The 17,082-nt window shown below is 68.2% G+C and carries 14 protein-coding genes; 12 read left to right on the top strand and 2 right to left on the bottom strand.

Annotated features, from left to right (window positions below; all coding sequences use genetic code 11):
* Positions 1–189: 189 nt before the first annotated feature.
* The 6 genes from ASD69_RS14440 (at position 190) to ASD69_RS14465 (ending at position 6,403) form a co-directional block, all read left to right on the top strand.
* The gene (locus tag ASD69_RS14440) at positions 190–1,470 is read left to right on the top strand and encodes a glycoside hydrolase family 47 protein (RefSeq protein ID WP_235567220.1); all 1,281 of its coding nucleotides are present in this window, start codon (positions 190–192) and stop codon (positions 1,468–1,470) included.
* Positions 1,467–2,573 carry a glycoside hydrolase family 99 protein gene (locus ASD69_RS14445; protein WP_200943997.1) on the top strand — a complete coding sequence of 369 codons (1,107 nt, stop codon included), beginning with the start codon at positions 1,467–1,469 and terminating at the stop codon, positions 2,571–2,573. Before ASD69_RS14440 ends, ASD69_RS14445 begins: the two co-directional genes overlap by 4 nt.
* A 302-nt stretch (positions 2,574–2,875) precedes the next feature.
* A complete protein-coding gene (locus ASD69_RS14450) occupies positions 2,876–3,472 on the top strand; it encodes a DUF4166 domain-containing protein (RefSeq protein WP_056179297.1) in 597 nt (198 codons plus the stop codon).
* The gene (locus ASD69_RS14455; RefSeq protein ID WP_056179301.1) at positions 3,469–4,404 is read left to right on the top strand and encodes a nucleoside hydrolase; all 936 of its coding nucleotides are present in this window, start codon (positions 3,469–3,471) and stop codon (positions 4,402–4,404) included. The genes ASD69_RS14450 and ASD69_RS14455 overlap by 4 nt, the downstream gene beginning before the upstream one ends.
* 70 nt (positions 4,405–4,474) lie before the next feature.
* Complete coding sequence (locus ASD69_RS14460; RefSeq protein ID WP_055903860.1) at positions 4,475–4,717, top strand: type B 50S ribosomal protein L31; 243 nt, start codon at positions 4,475–4,477, stop codon at positions 4,715–4,717.
* A gap of 420 nt (positions 4,718–5,137) precedes the next feature.
* Complete coding sequence (locus tag ASD69_RS14465; RefSeq protein WP_056179981.1) at positions 5,138–6,403, top strand: citrate synthase; 1,266 nt, start codon at positions 5,138–5,140, stop codon at positions 6,401–6,403.
* 705 nt (positions 6,404–7,108) lie between these two features.
* Here the strand turns inward: ASD69_RS14465 and ASD69_RS14470 are convergent.
* Together ASD69_RS14470 and ASD69_RS14475 are read right to left on the bottom strand one after the other, a co-directional pair.
* Positions 7,109–7,774, bottom strand: coding sequence for a hypothetical protein (locus ASD69_RS14470; protein WP_056179984.1), 666 nt, complete (start codon positions 7,772–7,774; stop codon positions 7,109–7,111).
* Between the two features lie 161 nt (positions 7,775–7,935).
* A complete protein-coding gene (locus tag ASD69_RS14475; protein ID WP_056179304.1) occupies positions 7,936–10,464 on the bottom strand; it encodes a penicillin-binding protein 1A in 2,529 nt (842 codons plus the stop codon).
* A gap of 229 nt (positions 10,465–10,693) precedes the next feature.
* Between ASD69_RS14475 and ASD69_RS14480 the strand changes: the two genes are divergently transcribed.
* From ASD69_RS14480 to ASD69_RS14505, 6 genes are all read left to right on the top strand, one after another.
* Complete coding sequence (locus ASD69_RS14480) at positions 10,694–11,752, top strand: pilus assembly protein PilM (RefSeq protein WP_056179307.1); 1,059 nt, start codon at positions 10,694–10,696, stop codon at positions 11,750–11,752.
* Positions 11,752–12,606 carry a PilN domain-containing protein gene (locus ASD69_RS14485; RefSeq protein WP_056179309.1) on the top strand — a complete coding sequence of 285 codons (855 nt, stop codon included), beginning with the start codon at positions 11,752–11,754 and terminating at the stop codon, positions 12,604–12,606. The genes ASD69_RS14480 and ASD69_RS14485 overlap by 1 nt, the downstream gene beginning before the upstream one ends.
* Positions 12,603–13,316, top strand: a complete 714-nt coding sequence (pilO, locus tag ASD69_RS14490; protein ID WP_056179314.1) for a type 4a pilus biogenesis protein PilO — start codon at positions 12,603–12,605, stop codon at positions 13,314–13,316. Before ASD69_RS14485 ends, pilO begins: the two co-directional genes overlap by 4 nt.
* Positions 13,317–13,369: 53 nt before the next feature.
* Complete coding sequence (locus ASD69_RS14495) at positions 13,370–13,864, top strand: pilus assembly protein PilP (RefSeq protein ID WP_056179320.1); 495 nt, start codon at positions 13,370–13,372, stop codon at positions 13,862–13,864.
* A gap of 15 nt (positions 13,865–13,879) precedes the next feature.
* Positions 13,880–15,874, top strand: a complete 1,995-nt coding sequence (locus ASD69_RS14500) for a type IV pilus secretin PilQ family protein (RefSeq protein WP_056179323.1) — start codon at positions 13,880–13,882, stop codon at positions 15,872–15,874.
* Positions 15,875–16,033: 159 nt separating this feature from the next.
* Positions 16,034–17,071, top strand: a complete 1,038-nt coding sequence (locus ASD69_RS14505; RefSeq protein ID WP_082576491.1) for a MoxR family ATPase — start codon at positions 16,034–16,036, stop codon at positions 17,069–17,071.
* Positions 17,072–17,082 lie beyond the last annotated feature (11 nt).

Genomic DNA, 17,082 nt, shown 5'->3' on the forward strand with positions numbered 1-17,082 from the left:
GCGCCGGTATGGGCGCGGCCCCAACCGACCTTGGTGACCCTGATGACTCCACGCACGCTCGCCTGCCTTATCGCCGCTGTCCTGATCGCCGGCTGCGCCCGCCCCGCTAGCGATGTCGCTACGGCGCCCGCCGCCCAGCCACCCGCCGCGGCACCCGCGCAAAGCGCCGACGTGGCTGAGGCCGCGCGCATGGCCGAACGCGTGAAGGCCGAGACCCGTCATGCCTGGCAGGGTTACAAGCGCTACGCCTGGGGCCGCGACGCGCTCAAACCGCTGAGCAAGAGCGGTCACGACTGGTACCCGCACTCGCTGCTGATGACGCCGGTGGACGCGCTGGACACTCTGCTGCTGATGGGCCTGAAGAGCGAAGCCGACGAGGCGCGCGAGCTGATCGCGACCCAGCTGAACTTCGACCGCGACATGGTCGTGCAGAACTTCGAGGTCACCATCCGCCTGCTCGGCGGCCTGTTGTCGGGCTATCAAGCCACGGGCGACGAGCGCCTGCTCAAGCTCGCCGACGACTTGGGCACGCGCCTGCTGCCGGCGTTCGACTCGCCCACCGGCCTGCCTTACACCCACGTCAATCTGCGCACCGGCAAGACCCGCGGCAAGGTCAGCAACCCGGCCGAGACCGGCACCCTGCTGATCGAGTTCGGCATGCTGTCCAAGCTCACCGGCAAGCCGGTGTACTACGAGCGGGCCAAGCGCGCGTTGGTGGAGACCTATAAACGGCGCGACCCCAAGACCGGCCTGGTCGGGTCCTGGATCGACGTGGAGAGCGGCCGTTGGACCGATACCGGCTCGCACATCGGCGGCGGCATCGATTCCTATTACGAGTACCTGTACAAGTGCTGGCGTTTGTTCGGCGACCAGGAATGCAAGGCGATGTGGGATCAGAGCATCGTCGCGGTCAATGCGCACCTGGCCGACGAAGTGCGCGAGCGCGAGCTGTGGTACGGCCACGCCGACATGGTCACCGGCAAGCGCATGGCCACGCGCTACGGCGCGCTGGACGCGTTCATGCCGGCGCTGCTGGCCTTGGGCGGCGATCTGGATCGCGCCCAGCGCCTGCAGGATTCGGGCTTGAAGATGTGGCGCCTGCACGGCATCGAACCCGAGTCGCTGGACTACGCCAAGATGCAGGTCGCGTCTCCCGGCTACGCGCTGCGGCCGGAGATCGTCGAGTCGGCCTATTACCTGCATGTGCTGACCGGCGATCCCAAGTACCGCGCGATGGGGCGCGAGTTCTTCGACGACTTCGTGCGCCACTGTCGCACCGAGGCCGGCTACGCCGCGCTCAAGGACGTGACCAGCAAGCAGCAGGACGACTCGATGGAGAGCTTCCTGTTCGCCGAGACCTTCAAGTACTACTACCTGCTGTTCGCGCCGGCGCAGACGCTGGACTTCGAGCAGGTGACCTTCAATACCGAAGCGCATCCGCTGCGCCTGCCGGCGGCCAAGTCGCAGTGAGGCTGCGCGCGGCGCTGGCGCTGTGCGCGCTGTGGCTGGCGGCCTGTGCCGCCACGCCGCCACGCACGCCGCCGGCCGTCGCGCTCCATCCGCGCGCGATCGTTTTCTACTACAACTGGTACGGCAACCCCGAGCGCGACGGCGCGCGCCTGCATTGGTCGCATCCGGTGCTGAAGCTGCGCGCCGAGGACGCGGGCGCGCCGGACATTCCGGGCGGCGGCGACATCGCCGCCGACTTCTACCCCGCGCTGGGCGAGTACAGCAGCGCCGACCCGGCGCTGGCCGAGCGTCACATGGCGATGATCGCGCAGGCCGGCATCGGCATCGTCGCGGTGACCTGGCTGGGCCGCCAGGACCCGAGCGCGCGCAGCCTGCCGGCGCTGTTCGATGCCGCCGAGCGGCATGGCCTGCGCATCTGTTTCCAGATCGAGCCCGGCTCGCGCCCCGATATCGGCGCGGCGCGCGCGCAGTTCGTCGCCGCGATCGACGACTACGGCGGGCACCCCGCGTTCTACCGCGATCCCGATAACGGCCGGCCGCTGTTCTTCGTCTACGATTCTTATCAATTGCCGGCCTCCGACTGGGCGCGCCTGCTGCGCGCGGACGGCGGCGAATCCTTGCGCGGCGGCGTCTACGACGCCGACGTGATCGGACTGTGGGTGAACGCCGACGAGGGCCGGTTCTTCCTCGACTCCGGCTTCGACGGCGTCTATACCTATTTCGCCAGCCGCGGCTTCACCTGGGGCGCCACGCCGGAACACTGGCCGCAACTGCAGCGCTGGGCGGATGCGCACGGGCTGCGTTTCATCCCCTCGGTGGGGCCGGGCTACAGCGACCGGCGCGTGCGGCCCTGGAACCGCGCCAATGAGCGTGGCCGCGACGGCGGCGCCTATTACGACGCGATGTTCGGCGCGGCCGTGGACAGCGGCGCCCGCTGGGTGTCGATCACGTCCTTCAACGAATGGCACGAAGGCACGCAGTTGGAACCGGCGCGCGCGGCCGACCGCGATGGGCGCTATTTCGACTATGCGCCGCTGACGCCGGATCGCTATCTGCGGCGTACGCGGTACTGGCTGTCGCGGTTTCCGCAGGGCTCGCCCTAGCGTAGCGACGAGGCGGTGTGGGGCCGGAGCCTCGCAGCCGCTCGCCCCATATCCGCCCTGCGGGCACCACACCTCCTGCGGTCGCCGCAAGCGGGAGTAGGGACTGCAGAGTCTCTGCATCCCGCTCGGTTCTGGGCCCTCTCCCGCCAGCGGGAGAGGGGTTGGGGTGAGGGCCCGGCGCAAGCGAGCATCCCGAGATCCGTGACCTCGTCTCGAGCATCCAGGTCCCCTCCCACACCCTCAACACACAAACCCGCAAAACTCTGGCTATAGTGTCCCGCCGCCAGGAGCGCACCCCCCGGATGCCGGGAGCCCCTCACAACGCGGCCACGCAATGGTTCGGCCCGGCTTTCGAGCGGCTGCACCCGCTGCTGCAAGCGCTGCATCGCAGCGGCGGCAGCCTGAGCGGCGAAGTCGCGATCTCCACCGGCAGCGGCCTGGCCGGGCGCCTGGGACGGCGCCTGGCGCGACGCCTGGGCATTCCCCTGGATCGCCCGCGTCGCGGCTTCCAGGTGCGCATCGTCCACGACGGCCAGGCCATGCACTGGCGCCGCCGTTTCGACGACGGCAGCGAGCTCGTGTCGACATTCCGTCCGGTCGGTCATTACCCCGACGGACACTGGCTGGAACACACCGGCCCGGCCCGCCTGCGCCTGGGCGTGGACCTGGCCGACGGCGGCTGGCGCTGGCGCCTGCGTTCGGTCGCCCTGCGCGGCCTGCCGCTGCCGCGCTTCCTGTTCCCGCGCACCGACGCCTACAAACGCATCGAGGACGGCGACCGCTATCGCTTCGCGGTCGCCTTCTCCCTGTTTCCCCTCGGCGAACTGCTGCGCTACGAAGGCGCGCTGCACGCCATCCCGGCCGATCCGGCCGTCAATGTCGAAAGAGTGGCTACATGACCGACCGCATTCCCTTGCTAATCGATACCGACCCGGGCGTGGACGACGCGCTGGCGCTGCTGATGGCGTTCAACGATCCGCGCCATGAGCTGGTCGGCCTGACCATCGCCGCCGGCAACGTCGGCCTCAAGCACACCGTCGCCAACGCGCTGAAGCTGTGCGAGGTCGCCGGCGTCGAGGTGCCGGTGTTCGCCGGCGCCGCCGCGCCGCTGCTGCATCCCTCGCCGGACGCGGGCTACGTGCACGGCCAGGACGGCTTCGGCGATGTCGGCTACGAACCCGCGCGCCGCCAGGTCGAGGCCGAGCACGCCGCGCTGGCGATCCTGCGCCTGTCGCACGAGCACGCCGGCAAGCTGCTGCTGGTCGCGCTGGGGCCGCTGACCAACATCGCGCTGGCGCTCAAGCTGGACCCGACCCTGCCCGAGCGCGTCGCGCGCTTCGTGGTCATGGGCGGCGCGGTCACTTGCCGCGGCAACATCACCCCGGCCGCCGAGTTCAATATCTACTTCGATCCGGAGGCCGCGCACATCGTGTTCGAGGCCTTTGAGCGCATCGAGCTGGCCGATTGGGAGGCGGTGATCGCGCACGGTTTCCTGCACGACGACGTGGTCCAGTGGCTGCAGGCCGACAGCGATCGCGCGCGCTTCTACGAGCGCATCTCGGAGAAGACCCGGCTGTGGTCGGCCGACCGCCGCGGCGCCCACTGGCATGCCGCCGACGCCCTGGCGATGGCGTTCGCGCTGGAGCCGGAGGGCGCGCTGGAGGTGTTGGACCGGGCCCTGGCGATCGAGCTGGAGGGCCAGCACGGCCGCGGCGCCACCATCGTGGACTGGCGCGGGGAGGGCGGGGCCCCGGCCCGGGTCGCGATCCTGATGCGCTACGACCAGGAACGCTTCCAGGGCCTGATCCGGGGGGCGCTGGCGGCTGTTTAGACCGGGGCTTGCCTCGGCCGCGGAGGGGCGGCTATAATGCCGCTCTTTCCCGCATCAATTTGTGAGTGCCATGAAGGCAGGTATCCATCCCGAGTACCGCGACGTCGTTTTCCAGGACGTCACCACCGATTTCCAGATCGTGACCCGTTCGACCCTGTCGAGCAAGGAAACGGTCAAGGTCGACGGCACCGAGTACCCGCTGATCAAGGTCGATATCTCCTCGGCCTCGCACCCGTTCTACACGGGCAAGCACAAGATCATGGACACCAGCGGTCGCGTCGACAAGTTCCGCAAGCGCTACGCGCAGAAGTAATCGCGTCGCCAGGTTTCGCGCACAACGGCTGCCCTCTGGGCGGCCGTTTGCGTTTGGGCCGCGTCGGTCGCCGGCCCCGTCTCATGGCCGCCGCATCGCCCGCGTTCGCGGCCGTCGCCGGCGGCGCCGGACGGGCGCCCGCTGACGAATTCCGCGCGCCGGCCCGCGCCGCGATCGACCCCGCCGGCGGAACAGCCCGGCCCGTCCCCGCGACCAAAGTCAGAGCCGGTGCTCCATGCCGGTGTGCGATAATTCAGGCACGCGGCGAGTCCGCGATTCCCTGTCCCCACCTCGCCCGCGGCCATCCCTGCGCGGCGCAGACATGAGGAGCTGTTCGTGTCCGGTACTGATAAGTCCGCCCCTGAAAAAACCGCTGCTGAGAAAGCTGTCCCGAATAAACCCGGCTTCGACCAGGTCACCCTGGCCGCTGGCGACAAGAGCGTGACCCTGCCGGTCCAGCACCCGGTGCTCGGTGCCTCCTGCATCGACATCGCCAAGGTGCCGAAGGAAACCGGTCTGTTCACCTACGACCCGGGCTTCACCGCGACCGCCAGCTGCAAGTCGGCGATCACCTACATCGACGGCGACGAGGGCGTGCTGCTGTACCGCGGCTACCCGATCGAGCAGCTCGCCGAGAAGTCGAACTTCCTCGAAGTCGCCTATCTGCTGATGAACGGCGAACTGCCGACGGCCAACGAATTCAGCAAGTTCGAGCACGAGGTCACGCATCACACGATGATGCACGAGGCCTTCCGCACCTTCCTGTACGGCTTCCGCCACGACGCCCACCCGATGGCGATGCTGGTCGGCATGCTCGGCTCGATGGCGAGCTTCTACCACAACGAACTCGACCTGGAAGATCCGGAGCAGCGCCGCCTGGCCGCGATCCGTCTGATCGCCAAGGTGCCGACGATCGCCGCCGCCTGCCATCGCTATTCGATCGGCTGGCCGATCCGCTATCCGAAGAACAGCCTGGACTACACCACGCGCTTTCTGCACATGCTGTTCGAAGTGCCGAGCGAGCCGCTGGAGCTCAATCCGGTCGCAGCCAAGGCCATGGACCTGCTGTTCATCCTGCACGCCGACCACGAGCAGAACGCGTCGACCTCGACCGTGCGCCTGGTCGGTTCGACCGGCGCCAACCCCTACGTCAGCGTCGCCTCCGGCGTCGCGGCGCTGTGGGGGCCGGCGCACGGCGGCGCCAACGAGGCCGTGCTCAAGATGCTCAATGAGATCGGCCGCCCGGAGAACGTCAAGGCCGCGGTCGACAAGGCCAAGGACAAGGAATCGGGCTTCCGCCTGATGGGCTTCGGCCACCGCGTCTACAAGAACTACGACCCGCGCGCGGCGCTGGTGCGCAAGATGACCCACGACGTGCTGGGCGCGCTGGGCGTCAACGATCCGCTGCTGGAAGTGGCGATGAAGCTGGAAGAGGCGGCGTTGCAGGACGAATACTTCGTGCAGCGCAAGCTCTATCCGAACGTCGACTTCTATTCCGGCATCATCTACAAGGCGCTGGGTATTCCGGTCGAGATGTTCACGGTGATGTTCGCGATCGCGCGCACCGCCGGCTGGGTGTCGCATTGGCTGGAGCAGCAGAACGATCCGGAGAACAAGATCGGGCGTCCGCGTCAGATCTATACCGGTCATGGCGTGCGCGATTATGTGGCCAGCGACAAGCGCTGAAGCCGCATCGCAGCGCATACGAAACGCCCCGCCTAGTGCGGGGCGTTTTCGTTTCGGGGTATGGCGATAGCAGGATGGGCGAGGACTCGCTTTTGCCTCGCCTTGGGCTCCCTCCTTTGGAAAAGGAGGGCTGGGGAGGATTTGCTGTTGCTTTGCTTTGCGTCTGTTCTTCACGGAAGTCAAAGGCTTCCGCGCGCTGCGCGCATGGGTCACTTTCTCTTGCTAGCCCAGGAGTCCGTCTGGATTCCCTTCGGTCAAAAGTAACCAAAGAGAAGGGCTAGCGTGACCAAACCTCCCCTGCGGGTTCGGAGCTGGCGCGGGGATGTTTCGAATGGACGTCCCTGTCCATTCGAAAAACGGCGCGCGTCCTGCGCGCCGCCCTTCGGGTCTACGGGTGTCTGTGTGAGTGCGGTGCTTTTGGACTTCAATGCCGCGGCAACGGCAACGGCAACAGCGTTAACGCCATAGCCCGGCCTTTTTTGCCGTCATCCCCGCGAAGGCGGGGATCCAGTGACTTCAGCGCGCAGTTGGAGCGCCGACGTAGTCGCGCGTCCTCGGCGGCAGGCATCGATGTTGCGTCTCCGCATCTCACGGCAAAGCAAATCCCCTTCAATCCCCCTTTTTCAAAGGGGGAAGACGAGCGGGTGCGCGGGGCGCGCGGGCGAACCGCACCATCGCGCCCGCTCGCTGCTCACTCCTCCACGCTCACTCCTGCCTCAACCCCTCGTAATCCGCGATCTCCTCGTCCGCCAGCAACTGTCGCAGCTGGGCGGCCGAGGCGCGCTTCATCGGCTTCTCGTACACACCCGACAGCGGGGCCTGGCGCAGCACGTCCAGCGGCAGCACGGTCAGGTCGAAGCTCAGATCTTCGGCGCTGAAGATCCAGACCGGGAAGTCGTCGCTGCGTTCGCGATCCAGGCGCAGGCGACGGCTGCGCGCTTCGGCCGGGATGCCGTGCTGGTCGAGGAAGCGAGGGGCGGCGTCGGCGTCGTCGCTGTACAGCTGCAGGGCGACCGGGCTGCGCGCGTCGGCGGTGCCGTCCAGGACCGGGCCGACCAGGCGCGGTTCGAACGCGGCGAAAAACTCCATCGCGCGCAGCGCGGCTTCGCGGCGCTGGCGCAGGCCGGTCGCGTTGTCGCGCTGGAACAGACGCTGGTACTCGCGCAGCGCGTCCTCGATCTCGCGATTACGCGGCAGCGAGGCGTCGTCGAAGATGCCCAGGCGCTCGGCGGCTTTGAGCTTGGCCTGGTGGTAGTCGCGGATGCCGCCCTCGGCCATCAGCCGCGCGGCCTCGTGGGCTAGGCGGTGGCGGCGTTCGCGGGTGCGGGTTTCGGCGTGCTGCTGTGCGTGCTGACGGGCGTGATGTGGCATGACGACCTCCGCGGCGGGCACGGCGTCGGCGAGGGGACTCGCCGCGGCCGGCGACGCGTGCCGGCGGTTCAACGCTATCACGCCGATGTGGTTTTGCTAATCACATTGGCGCTGGAACGGTGGACGCCCGCGTCGGGGCGGGCGTCCGTTGCGGATCGGGCTCAGAAGATGTCGAAGGACTCTTCCGACGGCGCGGCTTCCGCCGGGCCGTAGTCGACGTAGGACTGCATCTTGTCCAGGTCCTCGGCCTTGACCCATTCGGTGATGCCGCCGCCGCCGTCCGGCATCAGCGCGCCGTTGGCGCCGACCGAGACCTTGACCATGCCCTGCGGCGGTTCGTTGGGGGCGATCGGCTTGTCCTTGAGCGCGGCGCGCATGTAGTCGATCCAGATCGGCAGCGCGGCCTTGCCGCCGTATTCGCGGTAACCCAGCGACTTGTAGTTGTCGCGGCCGACCCAGACCGTGGTCACCAGCGGGCCGCCGAAGCCGGAGAACCAGGCGTCGCGGTGGTCGTTGGTGGAGCCGGTCTTGCCGCCGATGTCCTCGCGGCCGAGCACCTTGGCCGCGGTACCGGTGCCGCGCAGGACCACGTCGCGCAGCATCGACACGATCTGGTAGGCGATGCGGTCGTCGATCGCGCGCGGCGCCATCACCAGGTCCGCCGGCGGCTTGGCCGCGGGCTTGGCCGGCTCGGAGGCCTTGGCGCTGGCCTTGGGATCGGGCTTGGCCTCGCCTTCGGGGCCGAAGTTGAAGCCGTCGACCACGGTGCTAGAGCGCACGCTGGTGCCGGGGCCGCGGCCGCCGCATTCCGGGCAGGCGGTCGGCGGCTTTTCCTTGAACACCACCGCGCCGGCGCGGTCCTTGATCTCGTCGATGAACCAGGGCGTGATGCGAAAGCCGCCGTTGGCGAAGGTGGCGTAGCCGCGGGCGACCGACAACGGGGTCAGCGAGGCGGTGCCCAGCGACATCGACAGGTTGGGCGGCAGCTGTTCGATGTCGAAGCCGAAGTTGGCGATGTACTTGCGCGCGAAGTCGACGCCCATGGCGTCGAGCAGGCGCACCGAGACCAGGTTGCGCGACTGCACCATGGCTTCGCGCACGCGCATCGGGCCGGCGAAGTTGCCGCCGTCGTTCTGCGGGCGCCAGATATGGCCGCGACGGTCGCGGAACACCACCGGGGCGTCGAGCACGATCGAAGCCGGGTTGTAGCCGCGTTCGAACGAGGCCGCGTAGACGAAGGGCTTGAAGCTGGAGCCGGGCTGGCGGCGGGCCTGGGTGGCGCGGTTGAACTTGGCGCCGGCGAAGCTGAAACCGCCGGACAGGGCGCGCAGGGCACCGTTGGACGGTTCCAGCGAGACCAGCGCGGCCTGCGCCTGCGGCAGCTGCTCCAGGCGGTAGCCCAGCGGCGCGCCGACCACGGGCGGGGCCGCCGCGACCACGGCGTCGGGGTTCTTGGGGTCGGGTTTGGGCGCCGGCGGTTCGATCCGCTCGATCCGGACCAGGTCGCCGCGCTTGACCAGGCTGCCCGGGCTGCGGCCGCCCCAGCCCTGGTTGGGCGCCAGCGTCACTTCGCTGCCGTCGGCCAGGGCCAGGCGCGCGCCGCCGCCCTCGTTGCCGAGCACGATCGCGGGCAGCAGGCCGGCCTGGGCCGGAATCGAGCGCAGGCGCTGCTTGGCGGTGGCCGCGTCCTCGTTGGCGGCCAGGTCGAAGTGCTGCTCGACCCCGTGCCAGCCGTGGCGGCGGTCGTAGACCTTGAGGCCGTCGCGCACCGCCTTGTCGGCCGCGACCTGCAGGGTCGGGTCGATGGTGGTGGTGACGTGGTAGCCCTTGGTCAGGGCCTCGGCGCCGTAGCGCTCGATCATCTGCTGGCGGACCATTTCGGCCACGTAGGGCGCGTAGACCTCGACCGGGCGCTCGTGCGGGGTGGCGTGCATCGGCACCGTCTTGGCCTGGGCGGCCTCGGCGGCGCTGATGTACTTGAGTTCGGCCATGCGGTCGAGGATGTAGTCGCGGCGTTCCTTGGCGCGCTCGGGGTTGCTCAGCGGATTGCCGCTGGAGGGGAACTTGGGAATGCCGGCCAGGGAGGCCATTTCGTCGAGCGCAAGCTCGCTCATCTTCTTGCCGTAGTAGAACTCGGCGGCGGCGCCGACGCCGTAGGCGCGGTTGCCGAAGAAGCTCTTGTTCAAGTACAGCTCGAAGATCTCGTCCTTGCTCAGCTCGCGCTCCATGCGCATGGCCAGCAGCATTTCGCCGAGCTTGCGCTTGTAGCTGTATTCCGAGCTCAGGAAGTACTGGCGCGCGACCTGCTGGGTGATGGTGGAGCCGCCCGGGACGCGCTTGTCGTCGGTGGTCGCGAGCAGCCAGACGGCGCGCCCGATGCCCTTGTAGTCGATGCCGTGGTGCTTATAGAAGCGGGCGTCCTCGATCGAGATGAAGGCCTGCTTGAGCCGCAGCGGCACGTCCTCGATCGCCACCGGGTAGCGGCGGGTCTCGCCGAACATGGCCATCAGGCGGCCGTCGGCGGCGTAGACGTACATCGGCTCCTGCAGCTCGATGGTGCGCAGGGTCTCCACGTCCGGCAGCTTGGGGGCGATCAGGTAATACAGGGTGCCGGCGGCGATCACCCCAAGCAGGGTCAGGCCGGCGAACGCATACAGCGCCCAGCGCAGAAGGCGGCGAAGACGGGGCATCGAAGCGGGTTCCGATTGCGGGTTGTAGTGGCCGTGGAGTATAGAGGAGCGGGGACACGGACCGCCCCAGGGGGCAGGCGGCCGGTGATTTCCGCTAAGGCCGTTACGCAAAAAAGGCGGTCTAGGTTGGCATTCCTGAAAGAAATGGTTGCCAGCCTGTGAAAAGTCCGTTATCTAAGGCGGGGCCACACGAAGTGCGCGTAAGCGCTTGTGGCATGGGGAGAAAACAGTGGGCGTCATCACAAAAAGCCAGCCGGCCCTCGTCGGCGTGGATATCAGTTCGACCGCAGTGAAGCTGTTGCAGCTCTCCCGAGCCGGCAACCGCTACCGGGTCGAGCATTACGCCGTCGAGCCGCTGCCGCCGAACGCCGTCGTCGAGAAGAACATCGTCGAGGTCGAGGCCGTGGGCGAAGCGATCAAGCGCGCGGTCGCGAGGTCCGGGACCCGGGCCAAGCACGCCGCCGCGGCGGTGGCCGGGTCCTCGGTGATCACCAAGGTGATCCCGATGCCGGGCGACCTGGACGGCGAGGAACTCGAGTCCCAGGTCGAATTGGAGGCGGTGAACTACGTGCCGTATCCGATCGAGGAAGTGAATCACGACTTCGAGGTCCTAGGCCCGATGCCCAACAGCCCGGACATGATCCAGGTGCTGCTGGCCGCCTCGCGCTCGGAGAACGTCGAAGTGCGCGCCTCGGCGCTGGAGATCGGCGGCCTGACCCCCCGGGTCATGGACGTCGAGGCCTTCGCGGTCGAGAACGCGTTCGCGCTGATCGCCGATCATCTCAGCACGCCGCGCGACGGCATCGTCGCCCTGATCGACTCAGGCGCGACCATGACCACGCTCAACGTGCTGCGCAACGGCCGCAGCCTCTACAGCCGCGAGCAGGTGTTCGGCGGCAAGCAGCTCACCGACGAGGTGATGCGCCGCTACGGTCTGAGCTACGAGGAAGCGGGCCTGGCCAAGCGCCAGGGCGGCCTGCCCGAGAGCTATTCGGCCGAAGTGCTGGAGCCCTTCAAGGAAGCGATGGTGCAGCAGGTCAGCCGCCTGCTGCAGTTCTTCTACGCCGGTAGCGAGTTCAACCGCGTGGACCAGATTGTGCTCGCCGGCGGCTGCGCCTCGATTCCTGGCATCGCCGAGATGGTCGAGGAGCAGTTGGGCGTGCCCACCATCATCGCCAATCCGCTGGCGCACATGACGCTCGGTCCGCGCGTGCAGGCGCACGCGCTAGCGCAGGACGCGCCGGCGTTGATGATCGCGTGCGGCCTCGCCCTGAGGAGCTTCGACTGATGGCACGCATCAATCTTCTCCCGTGGCGAGCCGAACGCCGTAAACAGCGGCAGAAAGAGTTCGTCACCATGATCGTGGCGGCCGTCTTCGGCGCCCTGGTTCTGTCCGCGCTGATCGTCATGTTCTACAACGGCCAGATCGACGGTCAGAACAACCGCAACAACTACCTCAAGGACCGCATCACCGAGGTCGACAAGCAGATCAAGGAGATCGAGGAGCTCGACAAGAAGAAGTCGAAGCTGCTGGCGCGCAAGGAAGTGATCGAGCAGTTGCAGTCGAACCGTTCGCAGATGGTCCACTTGTTCGATTCGCTGGTGCGCACGATCCCCGATGGCGCGGTGCTGACCGCGATCAAGCAGGATTCGGACACCCTGACCCTGGAAGGCCGCGCGCAGTCCAACGCCCGCGTCAGTACCTATATGCGCAACCTCGAAGGCTCGGGCTGGATGACCAATCCGGACCTGTCGATCATCGAGGCCAAGGGCACCGACAAGGGCCTGCCGTACGAGTTCAAGTTGCAGGTCAAGCTGGCTAACCCGAACGCGCCCAAGGACGAGAACGGCGACGGCCAGCCCGATGCTCCGGCCGCTGGCGCCGACGCCGCGACGGCCGACGCCGCCGCGGCCAACGCGACCGCTCCGGCCGCGACGCCCGCCGCCGCGGCGCCTGCCGCGAATGCTCCGGCCGGCGCCGCTGCACCGGCGGCGATCGCTCCGGTGGCTCCGGCAAGCCCGGCCGCCGCGCCCGCCGCCGCACCGGCTCCGAGCAACGCTCCGGGCGGCGTCCCGACGCCGGTCCAGGAACAGCCCGCAGCGGCTCCGGCCGCAGGCAACAACAAGGGGGCCGAATCGTGAGCCAGAAGAAGATGTCGCTCAAGGACCTCGACTTCAACAACATGGGGTCGTGGCCGCAGCAGGCCAAAATCGGCTTTTGCGTGATCATCGGCCTGGTGATCGTGGGCCTCGCCTGGTACCTGTTCGTCAGCGACAAGCGCACCCAGCTCGAAGGGCTGGAACGCACCGAGAACGACCTGCGCGCCGAGTTCGAAACCAAGCAGGGCCGCGCCGCCAACCTGGAACCGCTGAAGCAGCAACTGGTGCAGATGGAGCAGCAGTTGCAGCAGATGCTGCGCCAGCTGCCGAGCAAGACCGAAATGCCCGACCTGATCGTCGACATTTCCCAGACCGCGCTGGCCACCGGCATCACCAACGAGCTGTTCCAGCCCGGCCCGGAGCAACCCAAGGACTTCTACGCCGAGAAGCCGATCGCATTGCGCATGGTGGGCACCTACCACCAGTTCGGCGCTTTCGTCAGTGGCGTGGCCTCGCTGCCGCGCGTGGTCATCATGACCATGCACGACATCTCGCTGCGTCCGCGCGGCGCCGCGGCCGGCGACAAGACCGCGGTGATCACGCCCAACAGCCCTCTGGAACTGGCCGGCACGGTCAAGACCTACCGTTACCTGGACGAAGAAGAAGTGTCGGCGCAGGAAAAGGCCAACGGCGATCCGAATGCCGCGGCCGCGCCTGCCGCGCCCACTGGCGATAAGAAGGAGGGCGGCTGATGCGTACGACATTCAACGCGGGCGCTCGCGGCCGTCTCCTGATCGCGGCGACGATGCTGCTGGCGGCCACGGCCTGCTCGCGCGGCATCACCAGCACGCCGGGCGACGCGCCGAACCTGGAAAAGTGGATCGCCGAGGTCAAGGCGCGTCCGGCGCCGCCGCTGGACCCGCTGCCGGTGATGCAGCAGTTCGAAACCTTCGAATACGCCGCGCAGACGCTGCGCGATCCGTTCAGCAACGCGTTCACCGACCAGGGCGGCGGCAGCGGCCCGCGTCCGGACTCGACGCGTCGCAAGCAGACCTTGGAGCAGTTCCCGCTCGACAGTCTCGACATGGTCGGCACGCTCGGCCGCGGTCCTGGGGTGATCGCCCTGGTGATGGCGCCCGACAAGGTGACCTATCGGGTACGGCCGGGCGCGTACATGGGCCAGAACGACGGCCGGGTGACCAGCGTGTCCGAAGACCGGATCGAGCTGGTGGAACTGGTGCCGGATGGCGCGGGTGGTTGGCTGGAACGTCCAGCCACCGTGGCGTTAGAAGACAATTGATTGGGGGATAGCACGATGACCGTATTCAACGCCAAATGCTCGCGGCCGGCCCGGCGCCCCTTGGCTTTCAGCACGCGTAGCGCCGGCCTGGTGGTCGGCCTGCTCGCGGGACTCAGCGCCGCGCACGCCGCGACGCCGGCGTCCGAAGCCGCGGCACCGGTCGCGGCTCCCGCCGCGCCCGTGGTCGCTCCCGCGCACAGCCTCGACCCGGCCAAGCAGCTGCCGGGCGCGATCTCGGTCGCGAACATCGATTTCAAGCGCGGCGAAGGCGGCTCCGGCAAGCTGATCCTGAAGTTCAGCGGCGACGGTGCCGCGCCCGACCTGCGCAACCAGGGCTCGAGCGTGATCATCAACGTCGGCAACGCCCAGTTGCCGGCCGCGCTGCAGCGACCGCTCAACGTCACCGACTTCGCCACCCCGGTGCAGCGCATCGACGCGCGCGCCAGCGGCAACGGCACCCAGCTGGTGCTCAACACCAACGGCGGTTTCGAGTCGCTGGCCTACCAGACCGGTCGCGAGTACATCGTCGAGATCGTGCCCAAGTCGGCGGCCGCGGCGTCCAGCCGTGCGGTCGGCGCCAGCACCATCAGCAGCACCACCGATGCCAGCAAGCGCGGCTACAGCGGCCGCCCGGTGACCTTCAACTTCCAGGACGTGCCGGTGCGCACCGTGCTGCAGTTGATCGCCGAGGAGTCCAATCTCAACGTGGTCGCCGCCGACACGGTCCAGGGCAACGTCACCCTGCGCCTGGTCAACGTGCCCTGGGACCAGGCCCTGGACATCGTCCTGCAGGCCAAGGGCCTGGATAAGCGCCGCAGCGGCAACGTGGTGTGGATCGCGCCGCAGGCCGAGGTCGCCAAGTACGAGCAGGACAAGGAAGACGCGCGCATCGCGCTCGACAACCGCGTCGATCTGGTCACCGAATACATTCAGGTCAACTATCACAACGCCGGTGCGATCTTCAAAGCGCTGACCGAGGCCAAGGGCGTCGGCAACTCCGGTGGCGGTAGCGGCGGTCAAAGCAACAACGAGAACGGCTTCCTCTCGCAGCGCGGCCGCCTGGTCGCCGACGAGCGCACCAACACGCTGATGATCAGCGACATCCCGAAGAAGGTTCAGCAGATGCGCGAGCTGGTTCGGGTGATCGATCGCCCGGTCGACCAGGTCGTGATCGAGGCCCGCATCGTGATCGCGACCGAATCGGTCTCGCGCGAGCTCGGCGCCAAGTTCGGCATCAGCGGCAACAAGGACAATTCCTACTTCAGCGGCAACCTCGACGCCAACACCGCGACCCGCAACTCGCAGGTCGCCGCCGATACCGCCTACGCCAACGCCTTCCGCGACTGGCTCAACGGCGGCTCGGTCGGCACCCCGCCGGTGCGCACCCTGGGCGCGATCACTCGCGGTCTGATGACCAACCTGGGCGTCGACAACCCGGCCGGTTCGCTGGCGCTGTCGATCCTCAACGCCGGCTACCTGCTCGACATCGAGCTGTCGGCGATCCAGGAAGAAGGCCGCGGCGAAGTCATCTCCAACCCGCGCGTGGTCACCAGCAACCAGCGCGAAGCGGTGATCAGCCAGGGCCAGGAAGTGGGTTACGTGACGATCTCTCCGCAGCAGGGCGGCAACAACACGCCGATCCCGAACGTCCAGTTCAAGGACGTGCTGCTGGAGCTCAAGGTCACCCCGACCATCACCAACGACGGCCGCGTGTTCCTGAACATGGCGGTCAAGAAGGACGAGGTCGACGGCCAGCTCAACACCTCGATCGGTCAGGTGCCGATCATCGCCAAGCGCGCGGTCAACACCGCCGTGCTGGTCGAAGACGGTCAGACCGTGGTGATCGGCGGCGTGTACGAGTTCCGCGACCGCAGCGACATCACCAAGGTGCCGTTCCTGGGCGACATCCCCTTCCTGGGCAACCTGTTCAAGAAGAAGGGCCGTTCCAAGGAAAAGGCCGAGCTGCTGATCTTCGTCACCCCGAAGGTGCTCAAGGTCGCGCAGCGCTAAGCGCCCGCCGCCGCAGCCGAAATACGCGAGAGGGCCTACGGGCCCTCTTCGCGTTTATGGGGCCGGGCGGACGGCCGGGAACTGAACGTGCCATCGGTTGGGTGAACCCGGGCCGCCAAGTTCGGTCAAAATCGGACTTCGCCCCGCGTCGGACCCTCGATGGATACCCCCGAAAGCCTCGCCGGCCCTGCGCCGGACCGTACGCCCGTCCTCCCCGACGCCGAATTGGCGCGCCTGCACGACGCCTTCCGCGGCCTGCGCGAGGCGCTCGCGGCCGAGATCGTCGGCCAGGCGGCGTTGATCGAACGCCTGCTGATCGCCCTGCTCGCCGACGGCCATCTGCTGGTCGAGGGCGCGCCCGGTCTGGCCAAGACCAGTGCGGTGCGCGCGCTGGCGGCGCGCCTGGAGGCCGACTTCGCGCGCGTCCAGTTCACTCCCGACCTGCTGCCGGCCGATCTCACCGGCACCGAGGTCTGGCGCCCGCAGGACGGCCGCTTCGAATTTCAGCCCGGGCCGATCTTCCATCCCATTCTGCTCGCCGACGAGATCAACCGCGCCCCGGCCAAGGTCCAATCGGCCTTGCTGGAGGCGATGGGCGAGCGCCAGGTCACGGTCGGGCGCGCGACCTACGCGCTGCCCTCGCTGTTCCTGGTGATGGCGACCCAGAATCCGATCGAGCAGGAAGGCACCTTTCCCCTGCCCGAAGCCCAGCTCGACCGCTTCCTGATGCACGTGCGCATCGGCTACCCGGAAGCCGCGGCGGAAGCCGAGATCCTGCGCCTGGCGCGCGAGCGCGCGCGCGATTCGCTGCGGGCGACGGCGCCGATCGAAAACCGGATGCCGCTGACCGACGTGTTCGCCGCGCGCGCGGCGGTGCTGTCGCTGCACGTGGCGCCGGCGGTGGAGCGTTATCTGATCGAACTGGTGCTGGCCTCGCGCGACGCCGCGCGCTACGACGGCGCGCTCGCGCGCCGGATCGCCTGGGGCGCGAGCCCGCGCGGCTCGATCGCGCTGGAGCGCTGCGCACGCGCGCACGCCTGGCTGGCCGGCCGCGACTACGTAACCCCGGACGACGTGCGCGCGATCGCGCCCGAGGTCCTGCGCCATCGCATCCTGCCCAGCTACGAGGCCACCGCCGAAGGCTGGGACGGCGATCGTCTGGTCGCCGAGCTGCTGCAGCGCGTGCCGCTGCCCTGATGGTCGGGAGC

The sequence above is a fragment of the Lysobacter sp. Root604 genome (genome assembly GCF_001427505.1).
In the GTDB taxonomy this organism is placed as follows: Bacteria; Pseudomonadota; Gammaproteobacteria; order Xanthomonadales; family Xanthomonadaceae; genus Lysobacter.